Raw genomic sequence first — 15,251 nt, forward strand, 5'->3', positions numbered from 1 at the left:
GCATCCTGACGACGCGTGGCATAGATTCGAACTTCTACCGTGACGACTTGACTCATCTTTGACACCTCCTTCATCATAATAATCAACTCCATTATAGATTTACTATAAATGTATTTCATCAGGAAGAACAGTCGGCGACATGCGGTGTCTGAAGACATCCCGTCCCCGAACTCGCTATCATCCCACTTCTAAAGGAGTGGGCTTTCTCGCTCGTACATTCTGTAAAGTCGGATCATACTTGTTGTTTTCAATCGCATTGATTGTCTGCCGACTGACCTGACAGCGGTCAGCCAGTTCTTGTTGCGATAATTTTGCCGCTAGACGCAGTTCCTTGATGTGGTTTCTCACGTTCATTCCTCCACAACGGGTCAAATTCTTTTTAAATCTCTACTGTGATGAACTTCCATTCTCATATCAAAAACTTTTGACATGAGAATCATTAAAAAGACACGCTCTCATGCTCAGAACGTGTCTTATATGATGGCTCAACCTCGTGGTGGAAATGGATCGTGTCCGTAGGAATCTTTTTCGCGAATCTGCCCTTCTTTGTTATGAATGACGAGCTCTGTCTTCTGACTTTTCGCAATGCGACGCCATTCTGCAATCGCTTCTTTCTGTGTAGCGAATCGTTTGGTTGCTCGAGTCGCACCGGCAGCTTTCACTTGATAGCCACCTTTGGGATGCGGCGTGACATGTTGCTCTCGTTTCATCACGTGACCTCCATTTCCTTAATCTATTTCATCTTCATGAGACTGTTTTGGCGTACGGTTGTCTTTTCACTTGAATTTTTTACTAGCCTATCGGGGAATGCAGTATACTAAAAGAAACGTTTGTTGCCTCGAAAGGAGTTGATATCGTGAATCATTTCGTCTGGCAAATCCGGTTTTTACGTTTTATCGTCTTCGGTATCATCTTCAGTCTGTTCGGTTTAGCTGGACTTGGTATCCCACTTGTCTGGCATGGTATCACGAAAAACTTGTTACTCGAGCGACCTGGCTACAGTGTTCTATTGACCGCATACCTTATCTTCATCCCAACTCTTTTGATTTTATTCCATGCGCTCCGAATCCTTCGATATATGTCGATGACTCCTCCGGCTTTTCCGCTCATCACAGCTTCCATTCAATCGATGAAATTGTCTTTTTATATCGTCGCCATTTTAACGGCATGTCTCTTTCCCGTCTTTTTCTATATTGGTCAGATTGACGACGCACCTGGTCTGATTATCATCGGAATGGGTTTGATTCTTGCTCCGTTGACAATCGGAACGCTACTTGCCTGTATCCAACAATTATTATTACGCTATGTGTTGCCTATGAAATCCTAACGTGAACGACCGAAAAACAAGTGCTCATGATTGTTTTTGTCATTCTAGCCGTTGCTTTTCCTACCTAACACTTTGTTCAATCTCGCTCCTAAGAGCGGGATTTTTTAGTTCGCGTCACATTGATGGCTATCCTGATGTCCCTGTTTCAACAGAATCTTCGATTGGCAACGTAGACATGTCATCAATCGAAATGTAGTTTTTTTTGTGCTGACCGCATGTCTTCGTAATTCATTTTCATATACATGTCTTGCTTTGATTCGATGATCGACTTCACTTTCCATCTCGATCCCTCTTCCCTCAATTTGTATTTTTTCTATTTAATATGTGCCCTGAATCATTCTTGATAAATCCTTTTTTTAGAAAAAATAGTTTGTCTTCCAGCGGTGGTATAAAAAAAATCGTTAAAAGGTCCTGTTTAATATGTATTTTACCAACCGATAAATGAATTATAGATAGAAAATATGAGTTGAGAGGACTAGTTACAAGTGAAGAATACAACCAAAAACCATTCCATCCGAACACGCCTTTTAGTAATGATTAGTTTAATTTTGATTGCCTTTTTTGTTTTTAGTAGTCTGGCCTTATACTTCAATACGAAGCAAACTGCGGTTTCAACGCTTAAAGCGACCGCTGAAAAGGATGCGCTACGCATCAGCAAGACATTCGACACGGCGGCTTATAGCGAATTTCTACAATCGCCTATCACGTCTGAGCAATATGAAACGTTACGAAATGAACTTGATGCATTACGTAAGCAAAACGGACTCCTGTATGCATACACAGCACACATCGACCAAAATAAGGTCCGTTTGCTGATTGACGGTCTCCCTAAGAAAGATGCCGCAAAGATTAATGAACCGGCGAGTGGCGCAAAAGTTACTGACATGAAGGACGTATTAAATGGTGGAACACACGCGACGGACATCATTGATGATCCTGTAAATGGACAGTATATGAGTGTCTACGTTCCGTTAAAGGATGCGTCTGGTCAAATCATCGGCATTCTTGGCGTCGACATCGCTGCGAAGGAAGTCGATGCGCTTACGACGGATCTATTACAACAAAACGCTCCGATTTTCATCGGGTTAATGCTCCTGCTGTTAACGATCACCCTCGTCTTGCTCTACATCGTGCTCGGTCGAAAATTACGTCCGCTCGAGACGTTACAGAAAGTCGCCGCCTTGATCGCCGACGGACGACTGAATCAGGCGAAACAGACGTTGCGCGATTTGACAATCGCTTCAAAGGACGAAATCTATGCGCTTGCGATCTCGATTCGTGATATGAACGAGATGCTGCGGACGATGATTGTCGACATCAAACAGACGGCCACTCTCGTCTCGACGACGAGTCAATCGATTGATCAAAGTACATCAGAAGTACTCGACGGATCTGAGCAAATCGCTCATACGATGTCGGAAATCGCAACGGGAACTGAAAGTCAGACGCAAGTCACGCTTTCGTTGAATGACGAGATGAATCGGTTCGCAACATTGATTGAGACGACGAATCAGTCTGGTGTTGAAATTCAAGGAACGATGGAGCAGATGGCAACACTGACACGAGTCGGCCGGGAGCAAATGTCTACTTCTGTTGAACAAATGCGTCACATTCATCAGCATGTCACGCAATCTGCTGAACAGATTGATCTACTGAAACAGCAATCATCGGATATCCAAACGCTCGTCGGTATCATCCGCGGAATTTCCGAACAGACGAATCTACTCGCCCTTAATGCCGCGATTGAAGCGGCACGGGCGGGTGAACAAGGGAAAGGATTCGCTGTCGTTGCGACCGAGGTCAAGAATCTTTCGAGCCATGTCGCTAGCAGTGTCAGTGAGATCGCAACGATTGTCACGTCAATCGAAGCCAGTGCGCAGCAGATGCAACACAGCTTTAAGACGACGGTCGAAGCAACAGCAGCCGGCAAGCAGATCGTTCTCGATACAGATACAACGTTCGAACGGTTGACGGATCAAGTCACGCATGTCTCAACGGCAACACAGCAGATGACGCAACAAATGGAAGACGTCTTGCAGGCAGAACGGTTCATCCGCAATGCCTTGACGGAAATTGCTGCTGTCGCAGAAGAGCACACGGCGAGTAACGAAGAAGTTGCCGCTGCGTCTGAACAAATGATTGCGACGATCACGACGCTGCATACGCTCGTCGGTGATTTGAACGAGCGGACAGAACACTTAGAACAAGAAGCCCGTCGCTTCGAGATTTAATCTTTCATTTGTTCTTTTCTGGTTCTCACTCTATACTGGTGTGAACTTACATATGAAGGAGTCGAACCAGATGTCCCATTATGATGTCATCATCGTCGGTGCGGGTTCCATGGGGATGGCAGCCGGCTACTATCTCTCACGAACCGATCAAAACATCTTACTACTAGACGCCTATAATCCACCGCATGATCAAGCGAGTCACCACGGGGAGACACGAATCATTCGCCATGCCTACGGTGAAGGTGAAGCTTATGTGCCACTGGCGTTAGCCGCGCAACGCTTATGGTACGAGTTGGAACAAATCAGCGGTCGGAGCCTGTTTCTGAACACCGGAGTTTTGAATGCCGGTCACCGCTCGTCCCGTTCGATGCAGACGATCATCAGGAGTGCAGCGCAGTATGATTTACCGCTTGAGGTCCTGACGGCTGAGGAAATTAGAACGCGCTGGTCCGGTTTAACGATGCCCGACGAGTATATCGGTTGTTTTGAACCGACGTCCGGTGTGTTGAAGTGCGAGGATTGTATTGAAGCATACCGCGATTTTGCTGTCGCGAACGGTGTCGACATCCGGACGAATGCGAAAGTGACGACGCTTACCGCCCACGCCACTGGCGTTGACGTAACCGTCGGAACAGACACCTATTCAGCTGATGCATTGATTGTCGCAGCCGGTGCCTGGTCTGGTCCATTGCTCGAACAAACTGGACTCGCCTTACCGCTACGCCCGGTCCGCAAGACGTTCGCCTGGTTCGAAGCAGCGGAAGAGGTATTCAATGACACGGTGTTCCCGGCCTTTGCCTTTGATACACCCGCCGGTTATTATTACGGTTTTCCAAGTATCGCTCAAGCCGGTCTGAAAATTGGACGCCACGACGGCGGCATTCCCGTTGATCCAAATCAACCACGCCGTTCATTCGGTCAAGAGACGGGTGATCTGGCTGATTTACGACAGTTCACGAATACGTTCATGCCCTCAATCGATACTTTAACTCACGGCAAAACGTGTCTTTATACGATGACGCCAGACGAGGACTTCATCATCGATTTGCATCCAGACTATCCGCACATCGCGATCGCCGCCGGCTTCTCCGGTCACGGGTTCAAGTTCAGTAGCTTAGTCGGAAAAGTACTCAGTGAATTGATCATGGAACGATCGACGACTGAACCGATCGGACCTTTCGCGATTAAGCGTTTTGCGAAATAAGGCATATGAAACAATAAAGACCGGCAACGAAAATTCGTTGTCGGTCTTTTGATGTGCATATATTATTTTTGCTCTGTATTCGATAAGGCTTTATGTTGCGCTTCCGTCGATTTCCACCAGCCGTTGATGAATAGGACGAGTCCGGCGACTAAAGCAATGATTGGGAAGTACATCAAGTGATATTCTTCAAGTGTTTCGCCAGCAAATTCTGGTGATAATTCCACATATGCTCGGAACATCTGAACAAAGAAAAATAAGAAAAAGCTTGTAATGAGTGCATATGTACCATAGCGATAGTTTGAATCTTTCATAATAAACGCTCCTTTACCAATTAGTGTCATTATAGACTATTCCCTATTCACTTTTTATTTCCTCTTTTTTCATTATCATTTTTAAGAATGTTTCCAAAAGCATGATAAGATAGTTTTAGAAACGATTGGATGAAGGAGTGGGACACGACGTGAACTTTAACTTATTCAAAAATCATGTCCGGTTTAAGATTGCGCTTGAGTTGATTGATCTCGAAGACGGCTTATCAATCATGCAACTGAATCAACGTTTAACGGATGTACCGCAGTCTACTTTGTACCGGCAAGTCAATGCGATGATGGACGATCAGTTGTTGAAGGTCGTCGCCGTCCAGCGTGTTGGAAAAGTCGAAGAGAAGATCTATGCCTTGAACACAAGCGGCTATCAAATCAGCGAAGCAGACTGGAACAGTGCGACGTACGATGAAAAAGTAAATTTTGTCTCGTTCTACTTCATGTACGTCTTGCAGCAGTACCAGACGTACTTCGAACAGACCGTTCAAACGCAAGGTCAGGACCACTCGACGTTCTCGATCGCGAAATTGCACCTGACGGATGAAACCTTCAATGATTTTCAACAGGACATGCGGGCACTGCTCGAAAAATATCATCACCTGGAGACAGAAGACCAGGCAAAAGAAAGGACTGTCTCGCTCGTCATCTTACCGTAGACACTCTCCGAATTCAGGAGAGTGTTTTTTATCAGTACATCTTTTATTGACTTTTCTATTTTCATTATTGATAATGGTAATAGAAAAGGAGGGTTTTTCATGAATACAGATTTCTCTGCCTTATCACAAATCGACTGGGAACGATTCCTGCCCCTATTATTGATTTACATCTTCATCAACCTGATTCTACTTAGCTGCGCCTGTATCGATTGGTTCAGACGGAAGGACCGGATCGCGACACCGACTACTTGGTTATTGATCATTCTCCTCGTCCAGCCGATTGGCTCGATTCTCTACTTCGTCCTCGGAAGGAGGATGACAGCATGATTCAGATTTCTCATCTCCAGCTTTCACTTCAACGACGTCTTATCCTAGACGATATTTCCTTTACGATTCACGAACATGAATGTCTTGGACTGATTGGTCCGAATGGTGCCGGAAAAACGACACTCCTGAAATGTCTGAGCGGCATGATCGAGAGTGACCGTGGTTCGATCACGATGTCTTCGCGCCCTATCCGTCAACAGCAGCAATCGATCGGCTACTTATCACAACAAACAGATTTCAAGTCTTGGATGACGTGCGAACAATCACTACGTTTTTTCGGTCGCTTGTCAGGTCTCGATCGCGCAACGTTAAATAAGCGGATTCCAGCTGTTCTACATGAAGTTGGACTCCACGACCAACAAACAGAAGTCGTCGAACGACTGTCCGGCGGCATGCGCCAACGTCTCGGAATCGCCCAAGCCATCTTACATGAACCGACATTTTTGATTCTTGACGAACCAGCTTCCGCCCTAGATCCGAGTGGTCGACATGATATCAATCAATTAATCCTCCGCTTAAAGAAACGGATGACGATCATCGTCTCAACGCACCTGTTAGAAGACGCAAAGACGTGTTGCGATCGCTTCCTCGTCATTAAGCACGGAAAATTGTTAGGTCCACTCGACAATCAACGCAACGTGGATCAATATCGGATTCAAGTCGAGACGCTTACAGCTGCCCCTTCGTTTTCTGCGACACGATTTCCACGAATCGAGATTGATCGAATCAACCCATGCTGCTATCAGTTCTCCGCACAGCAGCCGCTTGATCTCTCACAGTTAGCGACCACCTTGATTCAACAGGGATGGTCGATTGCTTCGATTGCCTATCAACCGATCGGACTCGAGGAACGGTTCCTCGACATGGTGGCAGACGTATGAGGACGTTTTATACGCTGACATGGACCGAGTGGTTGGAAGCATGGAAAGAATGGAAGATCGTTTGGTTACCGCTGTTCTTCATTGCTCTCGGTGTGACCCAACCGTTGCTGTTGATGTACATGGATGTCTTGCTCGCACACGTCGGAAACGCGGACGGAATCATCGTTGATCCGAATCGTCCTGCTCCACAACCGCTTGACGTCTTCAGCGCAACGATCCACGGGCAGTTCAATCAGCTTGGCTTGATCGTCCTGATCATGAGCTTCATGGGATTGCTTGCTTCAGACCGACAAACCGGCATGCAGGATTTCATTCTGACGCGCCCTGTCTCTCGGAATGTTTATCTCCTGTCGAAATGGTTCAGTCACGGGATGATCAGTCTATTCGGGATGCTGATTGGTGCCCTCACATCCTACTGTCTGACCGTCTATTGGTTCGGATTCCTTTCGCCGATGCTTGCGCTACGCATCATCCTCGATTTTAGTCTTTGGACGTTATTCGTCGTCAGTCTGACGCTTCTGATCAGCACTTTCTTGCGACGCGCCGTTCCGATTGGTATCCTGTCGCTCGTCGTTTCCTTACTACTTGTTGCACTTCCTTCATTAATGCCAGACATTCTATTCTTTATGCCTGGCGCGCTACTGTCGCTCCCATCGTACACGTCGTTTTTTTCTTCGTCCCATCTAATCGGAATCATTTCTTGTCTCATTTGGATTCTTCTCATACTCGGCTGGTCAGCACTTCGGTTCCGAAAAACGGCTTATTGATCCACCGCTACAACACAAAAAGGATAACGGAGCCGTTCAGCAGTCCGTTATCCTTTGTTTGATTGTGTCTTTCGAATCGTTCGTTGCCTTGGATGCACGGCAAGCTTTGCTTGGCGCATCCGTTCAACGGCAGGATCCGTCGCAGCATCAAATGCAACTAAACTCGGGTAATTCCCGACGAGGCGCCCTTGCTCTAAGATCGCGAAGCTGTCACACAGTTGCTCCGCAGCTTTAATGTCATGGGTGATGAAGACATATGTTAGACCGTGTAGCCGCTTCAAGTCAGCTAGCAAAGCGAGAATCAATCGTTTATTGACCATGTCGAGACTACTGACCGCTTCGTCTAAAACAATCAGTCGTGGTTCGGCAGCAATCGCTCGCGCAATCGCGATCCGCTGCAGTTGCCCGCCACTGAACTGCGCCGGATATTTCGTCAAATCCGTTGCCTTGAGTCCGACTTGTTCAATAAGCGTGACGAGACGTTGTTGCCGTGCTTCACCCTTTAAACGAATGAAGTTATCAAGCGGTTCGGCGATAATATCAGCAGCCGTCAGCTTTGGATTGACGGCAGCAAACGAGTCTTGGAAGACGACTTGGACATCTCCTTGAAACGGTCGTTTTGTCGCATGCCGGTCGACACCGTTGAACCAAATCGTACCGCTTGAAGGACGTTCGAGCCCAAGCAACAATCGTCCGAGCGTACTTTTTCCGGCACCACTCGACCCGAGTAGTCCGAGACAACGTCCCGCTTCAAGCGTCAACGACACATCATGTAAGACGGTCTGTGCTGGTTGAAACCGGCGTTTATAGACGTGTGAGACTTGATCGATCTGTAGTAAACTCATCCGAACGCCTCCCTTCCTAGATGCTGTGCGAGAAGAGACTGTGTATACGGATGTTGCGGTCGATCAAACAAATCAAAGACATCTGCCTGCTCAACGATCCGTCCTTGTTGCATGACGAGGACATCGTCTGCAAGTTCAGCGATCACACCGAGATCGTGTGAGATGAGTAACATCGCCGTTCCGTAAGTTGCCCGCATCCGTTCAAGTAATTCAAGCACCGTCTTTTGATTGAAGACATCGAGTGCCGTCGTCGGTTCGTCGGCAATCAAGACGCTTGGGCGCAGGGCAACGGCTAAGGCAATCATGATCCGTTGCAACATCCCCCCACTCAGTTCGAACGGATAAGCTTTGAGCAACCGGGCGGCGTCCGTCAGATTGACTTCTTCGAGTGCCGTCATCGCTTGCTGTTTTGCTTCACGTTTTGAACAACGTGTATGGGTTTGAATCGTCTCGATTATCTGGTGCCCGATCGAGTAGACCGGTGTGAAGGCACTCATCGGATTTTGCATGATGAACGCAATCTCACCGCCCCGAATCGTTCGCACAGCGCGTTCTGATAAGGATTGAATTGATGTTCCGTTCAGTCGAATATCGCCAGTGACGTCTGTTGTCTGTGGATTAAGTAGACGCATCAAGGCGAGACTCGTCACCGTTTTTCCGCAACCACTCTCTCCGACAAGACCAAGAATCTGTCCAGCTTGAATTGAGAATGTCACACCTTCGATCAATGTTACTTGTTGTTTCGTATGGACGGTCAGACCGTCGACAGCTAAGATCGGTTCGATACGGGCACCTCCTCTCATTTCATCGTTTTTGATACACCGAATCGTTCTGCTAACTGTTCTCCTACTAGGTTAAAGCTGATGATGACGAGCATGATCGCAAGTCCCGGATAAATCATCAATTCCGGATTCGTCCGGATGTACGATTTTCCTTCGTGAATCATCGCCCCCCATTCGGCTGTCGGTGACTGGACACCAAGCCCAAGGAACGACATCGCCGAGATATCCATGATCGCCCAGCCCATCTCAAGCGTTCCGATGACGAGCAGCGGCGGTAAGATGTTCGGCAGGATGTGCGTCCGGATGATCTTCCACGAAGACGAACCGTTGACGCGAGCAGCGGCGATGAACGCTTCCGTCTTCAGCGTCATGACCATTCCGCGGAACATCCGCGCGTAGTAGACCCACTGGACGAGCATCAAGGCGATGATGACTTGCTTAAGACCTGGACCGAAAATCCCGACGAGACCGAGGATGAGAATCAGACTCGGAAATGCCATTACACCGTCACACAGACGCATCAAGAGTTGGTCGACCCAACCGCCACGGTAACCGGCAAGTGTTCCGACGAACAGTCCGATTGCGAGCGAGGCGACGAAAATCAACACGGCACAGCCGAGTGAAATCCGCGCGCCGTAAATCAAGCGCGATAAGAGACAGCGTCCGAGCTGATCGGTTCCGAGCGGATAGGCTGACGACGGACCATGGAGCTTTTGCGTCAGGTCGACGAGGTTCGGGTCATGCGGCGCAATCCATGGCGCAAATAACGCAATGCCTGCCATACCGATTAAGACGAATGCACAAAGATAAAGAAGCGGCGTATACCGCGACCGGATCATCGTTGCTGGAAGTGGAGTATTCATACCGTCCCTCCTTTTTTCGCTAGGCGTGGATCGAGCACAGCTTGAATGATGTCGACGAGCAAACTGCTACCGATGAAGACGAGGGCCGCGAGAAAGACGTAGCCTTGGATGACCGGCATATCCCGGTCAAAGATCGCTTCGATGAAGTAGCGACCGAAGCCTGGCCACGAGAAGACGGTCTCGACGATGATCGTTCCCGTCAGCAACTTCCCGAGGTTCATCCCAAGACCCGTGATCATCGGCGGAATCGCCATCCGAAGGACGTGTTTCCCAAGAATCCGTCCTTCCTTTAATCCACGTGTCCGGGCAAACAAGACATACGGTTCGTTCAATGATTCGATCACACTGCCGCGTAGCAATCGTGTATAAAGGGCAATCAACGGAAACGCGAGTGTCAATGCCGGTAAGATCAAGTGCATCACACTTCCCGTTCCGCCGACTGGGAACCAATCCAGCTGGACGGCAAAGAAGAAGATGAACAGATACCCGAGCCAAAACGACGGAATCGAGGCACCGATGAATGCGATCCCCCGACTGAGATGGTCAAAGAAGCCATTCTTCTTGATCCCAGCAAGGAACCCGAGCGGGATACTGACGACGAGTGCTAGCAGCAGACTCGTCACTGCCAGCTCGACCGTCGGTGGTAAGCGGAGCAAGACATCTTCTAAAACCGGTTTTCCAGAAAGATACGATGTTCCGAAATCGAGCTGCGCCAGGCGGATGACGGCATCGAAGTATTGTTTGTAGAACGGTTGATCGAGTCCGAATTCTGCTCGTTTTGCAGCGAGCAGTTCATCCGTCGGTTGGATATGGGCAGCGGATAGATAGGCCTGTGCCGGATCAACCGGTGACAAATGAATCAACCCTGTCAGAATCAAGACAGCAAGTAACAAGATCGGGATGACGGATAATATGCGTTTGACGAGGAAGACCACCATGTCATCCCTCCTTTACTTAATTCCGATTCGGGTAAATGGACTCTCATCCCGGTTCGCCGGGAACTGGAAGTTCGTCACGTCCGACTGATAGACCGCCATCTTCTTCAAGTACGAAATCGGAATCAATGCCCCTTGATCTTGGAGTGATGGCAGAATGTCGGCGTAAATCTTCTGACGCTTCGTCTCGTCTGTCGTCTTCAAGACATCTTTGATCTCTTGCAACAGTTGTTCTTTATTCGGATAAGCCGAAATCGCTTCTTTGAAGCCGAAGCCATCCGTATCAATCAGGTTCACGAACGTATGCGGATCGTACGGTGCACCGAAGTTGCTGTAGAAGTTGATGTCAAATCGGTTGTCCTTGAAGCGCTGGACTTGATCCGGTAATTCGACAGCTTCCGTCTTCAGCTCGACGCCGATTTTCGACCATTCCGACTGCAACGTTTCGGCCATCGCCTTTTGGACCTGCTCGGCCGCATCATACATCATCCCGATTTGCAGCGGTTGACCATCCTTGACGCGGACCTTTTCGCCCTTCGGCAGTTTCCAACCTGCTTCATCAAGGAGACGATTCGCTTCCTTGACGTCATAATCCCGTTGCTTCACTTTCAGATTCGACGTGTACGGCATGTTCGGTGGCAACAGGTAGTCAGCTGGTGCTTCTATTCCCGACGTGATCCCTTCGACGAGAGCAGCTTTATCAAACCCGTGCTGGAGCGCCTGGCGGACGCGTTCGTCAGACAGACGCTTATTTTTCGTATTCAAGACGAGGAGACGCGTCGCGACTGGTTCGGACATCTCTGTCTTGTAGGATTTATCCGTCTTTAACTGATTGAAGGCATCGATGCTGATCGCCCCTTCACCGTAAATCAGATCAACCTGTCCTTTTTCGAGTGCTAAGACACGTGTCTCCGCATCCGGGATGATGTCGACCTTGATGTGATCGATGTTCGGCTTCGGACCCCAATAGTTCTTGTTGACCTTAAACGTCGCATACTGATCCGGTTTGTATTCGTCGAGCATCCACGGACCTGTCCCGACTTCTTTTTTGACACCCTTCGACGTATCGCCGTTTTCAGGGAATCCCGCTTCTCCGAGGAAACGGACCGGGCGGACGACCGCGAGTTCCTGAATCGTCGGGTAATAGGCTTCGGATAATGTCAGGCGGAACGTCTTCGCATCGACAGCTTCCGTCTTCTCGATTTTCGTGATGAAGCCAAGCCAGCTATGTAAGGCCTTTTGTTTGAGGATCGCGTCAAAGTTCTTTTTGACGATCGATGCGTCGAACGTCGAACCGTCCGAGAACTTGACGCCGTCACGGAGCGTGAACGTATACGTTTTTCCGTCTTCAGAAATCTTCCAAGACGAGGCTAAGTATGGCTCGAGCTTTCCACCTTCTCCGTATTGGACGAGTGGCTCATAGATCATCGACTGTGCGAACAGTTGTGATGGATTATAGACGTGCGGGTTCATCGTTCCGACGTCGCGTGGCCACGCGAGCGTCAATGTATCTTTATCTTTTCGCTCTCCTGTCGACTCGCCGGGGTTCGAGCAGCCGATCAATAATGACGTCAAAGACAGGATCGAGACGGTAGAAATCAGTAATTTTTTACGGTTAACGTTCATGGTAGACAGAACTCCCAACTTGTATTGATAATCATTTTCAATTGTATGAGGGGAAGGGAAGGATTGTCAATGGATAATCCAGATGTTAACTGGACGTAACGGCGCTTTTTGACAGGATTTCCACGCTTAACTGAGTAACATTCTGTATACGTCACTTTTTTGTCAATAATTGTAATCAACTGTGTTAAGCGGTATCCTAGTTTGAATGTTGCGTTTCTTGTCTTACGAAATCATTTGCACGGAAAGGATGATAGGATGTCACGACTGGTTTCCTCCGTCTCGCTTGTATTTCTTGTTCTCCTCTTAGTGCTTCCTTTGCTGATGATCGATGGGCTGATCTTATACGTTGGAGATGCTTCCTACGACTCGTTCGTTGGTTGTCTAGTGTTTCTCCTATACTTTTATTTCGCTAGTCTAGTCGTCAGCGTCGTCTTCGACGGGATGATGCGTGCGCTTAGCGTACTGTTTAAGCGTCGTTTCTCGAACATTCTGTTTGCTATCGTGGACGGTTCCGTCAGTTTGAGCGTCTTACTTTGGATGGATCTCTACGTGGAGTCCATCACGATCCCGCTTGCGACGAAAGTCGTTCTGGTATCTATACATACGCTATTGTTTTACCTGATTCATCAATCAAGCGATTCGACTGCTTCGTCTTCTGAAGACAATGCACAACATGAGCCAATCGTTAAAGACGCCATCCGTTTGTTAGAAGATATCGATCCTGTGACATGCGTCGAGACGTTATGTCTCAAGTACCCTGATCTTCCGAAAAAAGACATCATTCGGATCGTCTATCGTCTTCATGGCAACTAAAAAGACCTGATCGTTTCTGAGGAGATTCAGAAGCGTCAGGTCTTTTAGTGTAACTAGAAATGAAACGCACAACTTTTTATAACGAAATAAGATGCAATGGAACCCGTTTAGCTGAATAGAGAAACAATCCAACTGATCAAAATACCGACGAACGCAAAGTCAGAATCCCCGAATGTCGTCCCTTCGAATCCGAGATTGCCGAGCAGTGGTAAGAGGAATGCCGGTAAAAAGCTAATCAGAATACCATTTGCAAATGAGCCAAGTATTGCACCTCGTCTTCCACCAGTCGCATTACCGAATACGCCAGCAGCAGCACCCGTGAAAAAGTGTGGTACTAATCCAGGCACGATGATTGATAATCCGAGTAAAGGTAAGAAGAACATTGAAATCAATCCAGCGACAAAACTGGATAGGAAGCCGATGATGACCGCGTTTGGTGCGAATGGGAAAACTGTCGGGCAATCTAGCGCCGGTTTGGCATTTGGAACTAGTTTATCCGCAATTCCTTTAAACGCTGGTACGATTTCAGAAATTAACATCCGAACACCGGCAAGTACGATATAGACTCCTGCTGCGAACGTAATGGCTTGAATGATGGAGAAGACGATATAGTTCGAACCACTCGATAATTCTTTTTCAATAAATCCTGGTCCAGCAAACAGAGCAACGACAACAAAAAGTAATGTCATCGTCAAAGAAACGGCAACGGATGTATCTCTTAAGAAGCCTAGTTGTTTGGGCACCTTAATTTGCTCAGTTGAGTGTTCTTTATTTCCTGCATATTTACCAATCGTTCCAGAAATAAAGTATCCAAGGGAACCAAAGTGGCCGACTGCAAAGTCATCAGAACCAGTGATTTGTCGAACGAAAGGTTGCAAGAGAGCTGGAAAAAGAACCATACATAATCCCAGTAGAACCGAACCTACAACAACTAATAGAACGCCACTCAATCCGGAAACTGAAAGTATTGCCGCAAGTAAACTCGCCATGAATAACGTATGATGTCCAGTCAAGAAGATGTACTTGAATGGTGTAAATCGAGCCAAAACAATGTTCATGACCATTCCGAACACCATGATCATTGCCGTCTCTACACCAAATGCATCTTGAGCAACTGCTACGATTGCTTCGTTATTTGGAATGATTCCCCGAATGCTGAATGCGTGATCGAACATTTTACTAAAGATTTCGAGTGCTGCGATGATAACACCGGCTCCTGCTCCAATAATGATAAAGCCCATGATTGTCTTCAGTGTCCCCGAAACAACTGTCGCAATATCCTTTTTTTGCAACAGTAATCCAACAAGAGCAAATATACCGAGCAAAATTGCTGGTGTCCCTAAAATATCTCGCATAAGTAAATCAAGCAAGGTCAGTCCCCCCTTCTGTTATGTGTTGTTACTTAAAGTCTCGTACTAAGTTGTGCCTTAATGTCTTCGATATTCATGACATTTTCAAGAGCAACAATGTCACGAGTGCCGTTGTCGAGCGAAATAATGATGTCTTTTGCACCTAAATAAATATCAGCCGGTTCCGTTTGTGCAGTCGAGAGATCCGTATGAGAAACATCTGCTTGTTTCCCCATTTGTTCAAGTGCCTTTTTAACGTTAAGTTCCATGATGAAACTTGATCCAAGTCCGTTTCCACATACCACTAAAATTTTCTTCATGA

18 protein-coding genes are annotated in these 15,251 nt (G+C 47.5%); 8 read left to right on the forward strand and 10 right to left on the reverse strand.

Annotated features, from left to right (window positions below):
- Window positions 1-177: 177 nt before the first annotated feature.
- Complete coding sequence (locus B3G15_RS00995) at window positions 178-354, reverse strand: helix-turn-helix transcriptional regulator (RefSeq protein WP_197499314.1); 177 nt, start codon at window positions 352-354, stop codon at window positions 178-180.
- Between the two features lie 131 nt (window positions 355-485).
- On the reverse strand, window positions 486-710 hold the full coding sequence (locus B3G15_RS01000; RefSeq protein WP_290714534.1) for a DUF2188 domain-containing protein: 225 nt from the start codon (window positions 708-710) through the stop codon (window positions 486-488).
- A gap of 146 nt (window positions 711-856) precedes the next feature.
- On the opposite strand from B3G15_RS01000, the gene B3G15_RS01005 reads away from it, so the two are divergent.
- From B3G15_RS01005 to solA, 3 genes are all read left to right on the forward strand, one after another.
- Window positions 857-1,327: a DUF2975 domain-containing protein gene (locus tag B3G15_RS01005; protein WP_290714537.1), complete on the forward strand. Its 471-nt coding sequence runs from the start codon at window positions 857-859 to the stop codon at window positions 1,325-1,327.
- Between the two features lie 485 nt (window positions 1,328-1,812).
- Complete coding sequence (locus B3G15_RS01010; protein ID WP_290714540.1) at window positions 1,813-3,558, forward strand: methyl-accepting chemotaxis protein; 1,746 nt, start codon at window positions 1,813-1,815, stop codon at window positions 3,556-3,558.
- 70 nt (window positions 3,559-3,628) lie between these two features.
- Window positions 3,629-4,762, forward strand: a complete 1,134-nt coding sequence (solA, locus tag B3G15_RS01015; RefSeq protein WP_290714543.1) for an N-methyl-L-tryptophan oxidase — start codon at window positions 3,629-3,631, stop codon at window positions 4,760-4,762.
- A 62-nt stretch (window positions 4,763-4,824) separates the two neighbouring features.
- On the opposite strand, the gene B3G15_RS01020 is transcribed toward solA, so the two are convergent.
- Entirely contained in the window at window positions 4,825-5,073 is a 249-nt protein-coding gene (locus B3G15_RS01020; RefSeq protein ID WP_231925606.1) for a hypothetical protein, read from the reverse strand.
- Window positions 5,074-5,222: 149 nt separating this feature from the next.
- Here B3G15_RS01020 and B3G15_RS01025 point away from each other — a divergent pair, with 149 nt between their 5' ends.
- From B3G15_RS01025 to B3G15_RS01040, 4 genes are all read left to right on the forward strand, one after another.
- Window positions 5,223-5,741 carry a hypothetical protein gene (locus tag B3G15_RS01025; protein WP_069940467.1) on the forward strand — a complete coding sequence of 173 codons (519 nt, stop codon included), beginning with the start codon at window positions 5,223-5,225 and terminating at the stop codon, window positions 5,739-5,741.
- Window positions 5,742-5,840: 99 nt separating this feature from the next.
- Window positions 5,841-6,068 carry a PLD nuclease N-terminal domain-containing protein gene (locus B3G15_RS01030; protein WP_290714552.1) on the forward strand — a complete coding sequence of 76 codons (228 nt, stop codon included), beginning with the start codon at window positions 5,841-5,843 and terminating at the stop codon, window positions 6,066-6,068.
- The gene (locus tag B3G15_RS01035) at window positions 6,065-6,949 is read left to right on the forward strand and encodes an ABC transporter ATP-binding protein (protein WP_290714555.1); all 885 of its coding nucleotides are present in this window, start codon (window positions 6,065-6,067) and stop codon (window positions 6,947-6,949) included. The genes B3G15_RS01030 and B3G15_RS01035 overlap by 4 nt, the downstream gene beginning before the upstream one ends.
- The gene (locus tag B3G15_RS01040; protein ID WP_290714558.1) at window positions 6,946-7,716 is read left to right on the forward strand and encodes a hypothetical protein; all 771 of its coding nucleotides are present in this window, start codon (window positions 6,946-6,948) and stop codon (window positions 7,714-7,716) included. The genes B3G15_RS01035 and B3G15_RS01040 overlap by 4 nt, the downstream gene beginning before the upstream one ends.
- A 47-nt stretch (window positions 7,717-7,763) precedes the next feature.
- On the opposite strand, the gene B3G15_RS01045 is transcribed toward B3G15_RS01040, so the two are convergent.
- The 5 genes from B3G15_RS01045 to nikA are packed head-to-tail and all read right to left on the reverse strand — an operon-like array spanning window position 7,764 to window position 12,767.
- Entirely contained in the window at window positions 7,764-8,561 is a 798-nt protein-coding gene (locus B3G15_RS01045) for an ATP-binding cassette domain-containing protein (RefSeq protein ID WP_290714561.1), read from the reverse strand.
- Window positions 8,558-9,364 carry an ABC transporter ATP-binding protein gene (locus B3G15_RS01050; protein WP_290714564.1) on the reverse strand — a complete coding sequence of 269 codons (807 nt, stop codon included), beginning with the start codon at window positions 9,362-9,364 and terminating at the stop codon, window positions 8,558-8,560. Before B3G15_RS01050 ends, B3G15_RS01045 begins: the two co-directional genes overlap by 4 nt.
- On the reverse strand, window positions 9,361-10,206 hold the full coding sequence (nikC, locus tag B3G15_RS01055; protein ID WP_414651111.1) for a nickel ABC transporter permease subunit NikC: 846 nt from the start codon (window positions 10,204-10,206) through the stop codon (window positions 9,361-9,363). The genes B3G15_RS01050 and nikC overlap by 4 nt, the downstream gene beginning before the upstream one ends.
- Window positions 10,203-11,144 carry a nickel ABC transporter permease gene (gene nikB, locus B3G15_RS01060; protein ID WP_290714567.1) on the reverse strand — a complete coding sequence of 314 codons (942 nt, stop codon included), beginning with the start codon at window positions 11,142-11,144 and terminating at the stop codon, window positions 10,203-10,205. The genes nikC and nikB overlap by 4 nt, the downstream gene beginning before the upstream one ends.
- 12 nt (window positions 11,145-11,156) lie before the next feature.
- The gene (nikA, locus tag B3G15_RS01065; RefSeq protein WP_290714571.1) at window positions 11,157-12,767 is read right to left on the reverse strand and encodes a nickel ABC transporter substrate-binding protein; all 1,611 of its coding nucleotides are present in this window, start codon (window positions 12,765-12,767) and stop codon (window positions 11,157-11,159) included.
- 255 nt (window positions 12,768-13,022) lie between these two features.
- Here nikA and B3G15_RS01070 point away from each other — a divergent pair, with 255 nt between their 5' ends.
- A complete protein-coding gene (locus tag B3G15_RS01070; protein WP_290714573.1) occupies window positions 13,023-13,580 on the forward strand; it encodes a hypothetical protein in 558 nt (185 codons plus the stop codon).
- A gap of 107 nt (window positions 13,581-13,687) precedes the next feature.
- Here B3G15_RS01070 and B3G15_RS01075 read toward each other — a convergent pair whose 3' ends face one another.
- Entirely contained in the window at window positions 13,688-14,950 is a 1,263-nt protein-coding gene (locus tag B3G15_RS01075; RefSeq protein ID WP_047395867.1) for a PTS ascorbate transporter subunit IIC, read from the reverse strand.
- 32 nt (window positions 14,951-14,982) lie between these two features.
- Window positions 14,983-15,249: a PTS sugar transporter subunit IIB gene (locus B3G15_RS01080; protein ID WP_058705306.1), complete on the reverse strand. Its 267-nt coding sequence runs from the start codon at window positions 15,247-15,249 to the stop codon at window positions 14,983-14,985.
- Window positions 15,250-15,251 lie beyond the last annotated feature (2 nt).

The sequence above is a fragment of the Exiguobacterium sp. UBA1053 genome, from assembly GCF_002316465.1.
Taxonomy (GTDB): Bacteria; Bacillota; Bacilli; order Exiguobacteriales; family Exiguobacteriaceae; genus Exiguobacterium_A; species Exiguobacterium_A abrahamii.

Bases quoted from the DNA above. Each gene is read 5' to 3' on its own strand.
- B3G15_RS01080 (WP_058705306.1), bottom strand. From the start codon at position 15,249: ATGAAGAAAATTTTAGTGGTATGTGGAAACGGACTTGGATCAAGTTTC.
- B3G15_RS01040 (WP_290714558.1), top strand. From the start codon at position 6,946: ATGAGGACGTTTTATACGCTGACATGGACCGAGTGGTTGGAAGCATGG.
- nikC (WP_414651111.1), bottom strand. From the start codon at position 10,206: ATGAATACTCCACTTCCAGCAACGATGATCCGGTCGCGGTATACGCCG.
- B3G15_RS01020 (WP_231925606.1), bottom strand. From the start codon at position 5,073: ATGAAAGATTCAAACTATCGCTATGGTACATATGCACTCATTACAAGC.
- nikA (WP_290714571.1), bottom strand. From the start codon at position 12,767: ATGAACGTTAACCGTAAAAAATTACTGATTTCTACCGTCTCGATCCTG.
- B3G15_RS01070 (WP_290714573.1), top strand. From the start codon at position 13,023: ATGTCACGACTGGTTTCCTCCGTCTCGCTTGTATTTCTTGTTCTCCTC.
- B3G15_RS01035 (WP_290714555.1), top strand. From the start codon at position 6,065: ATGATTCAGATTTCTCATCTCCAGCTTTCACTTCAACGACGTCTTATC.
- B3G15_RS01045 (WP_290714561.1), bottom strand. From the start codon at position 8,561: ATGAGTTTACTACAGATCGATCAAGTCTCACACGTCTATAAACGCCGG.
- nikB (WP_290714567.1), bottom strand. From the start codon at position 11,144: ATGGTGGTCTTCCTCGTCAAACGCATATTATCCGTCATCCCGATCTTG.
- B3G15_RS01000 (WP_290714534.1), bottom strand. From the start codon at position 710: ATGAAACGAGAGCAACATGTCACGCCGCATCCCAAAGGTGGCTATCAA.
- B3G15_RS01030 (WP_290714552.1), top strand. From the start codon at position 5,841: ATGAATACAGATTTCTCTGCCTTATCACAAATCGACTGGGAACGATTC.
- B3G15_RS00995 (WP_197499314.1), bottom strand. From the start codon at position 354: ATGAACGTGAGAAACCACATCAAGGAACTGCGTCTAGCGGCAAAATTA.
- B3G15_RS01050 (WP_290714564.1), bottom strand. From the start codon at position 9,364: ATGAGAGGAGGTGCCCGTATCGAACCGATCTTAGCTGTCGACGGTCTG.
- solA (WP_290714543.1), top strand. From the start codon at position 3,629: ATGTCCCATTATGATGTCATCATCGTCGGTGCGGGTTCCATGGGGATG.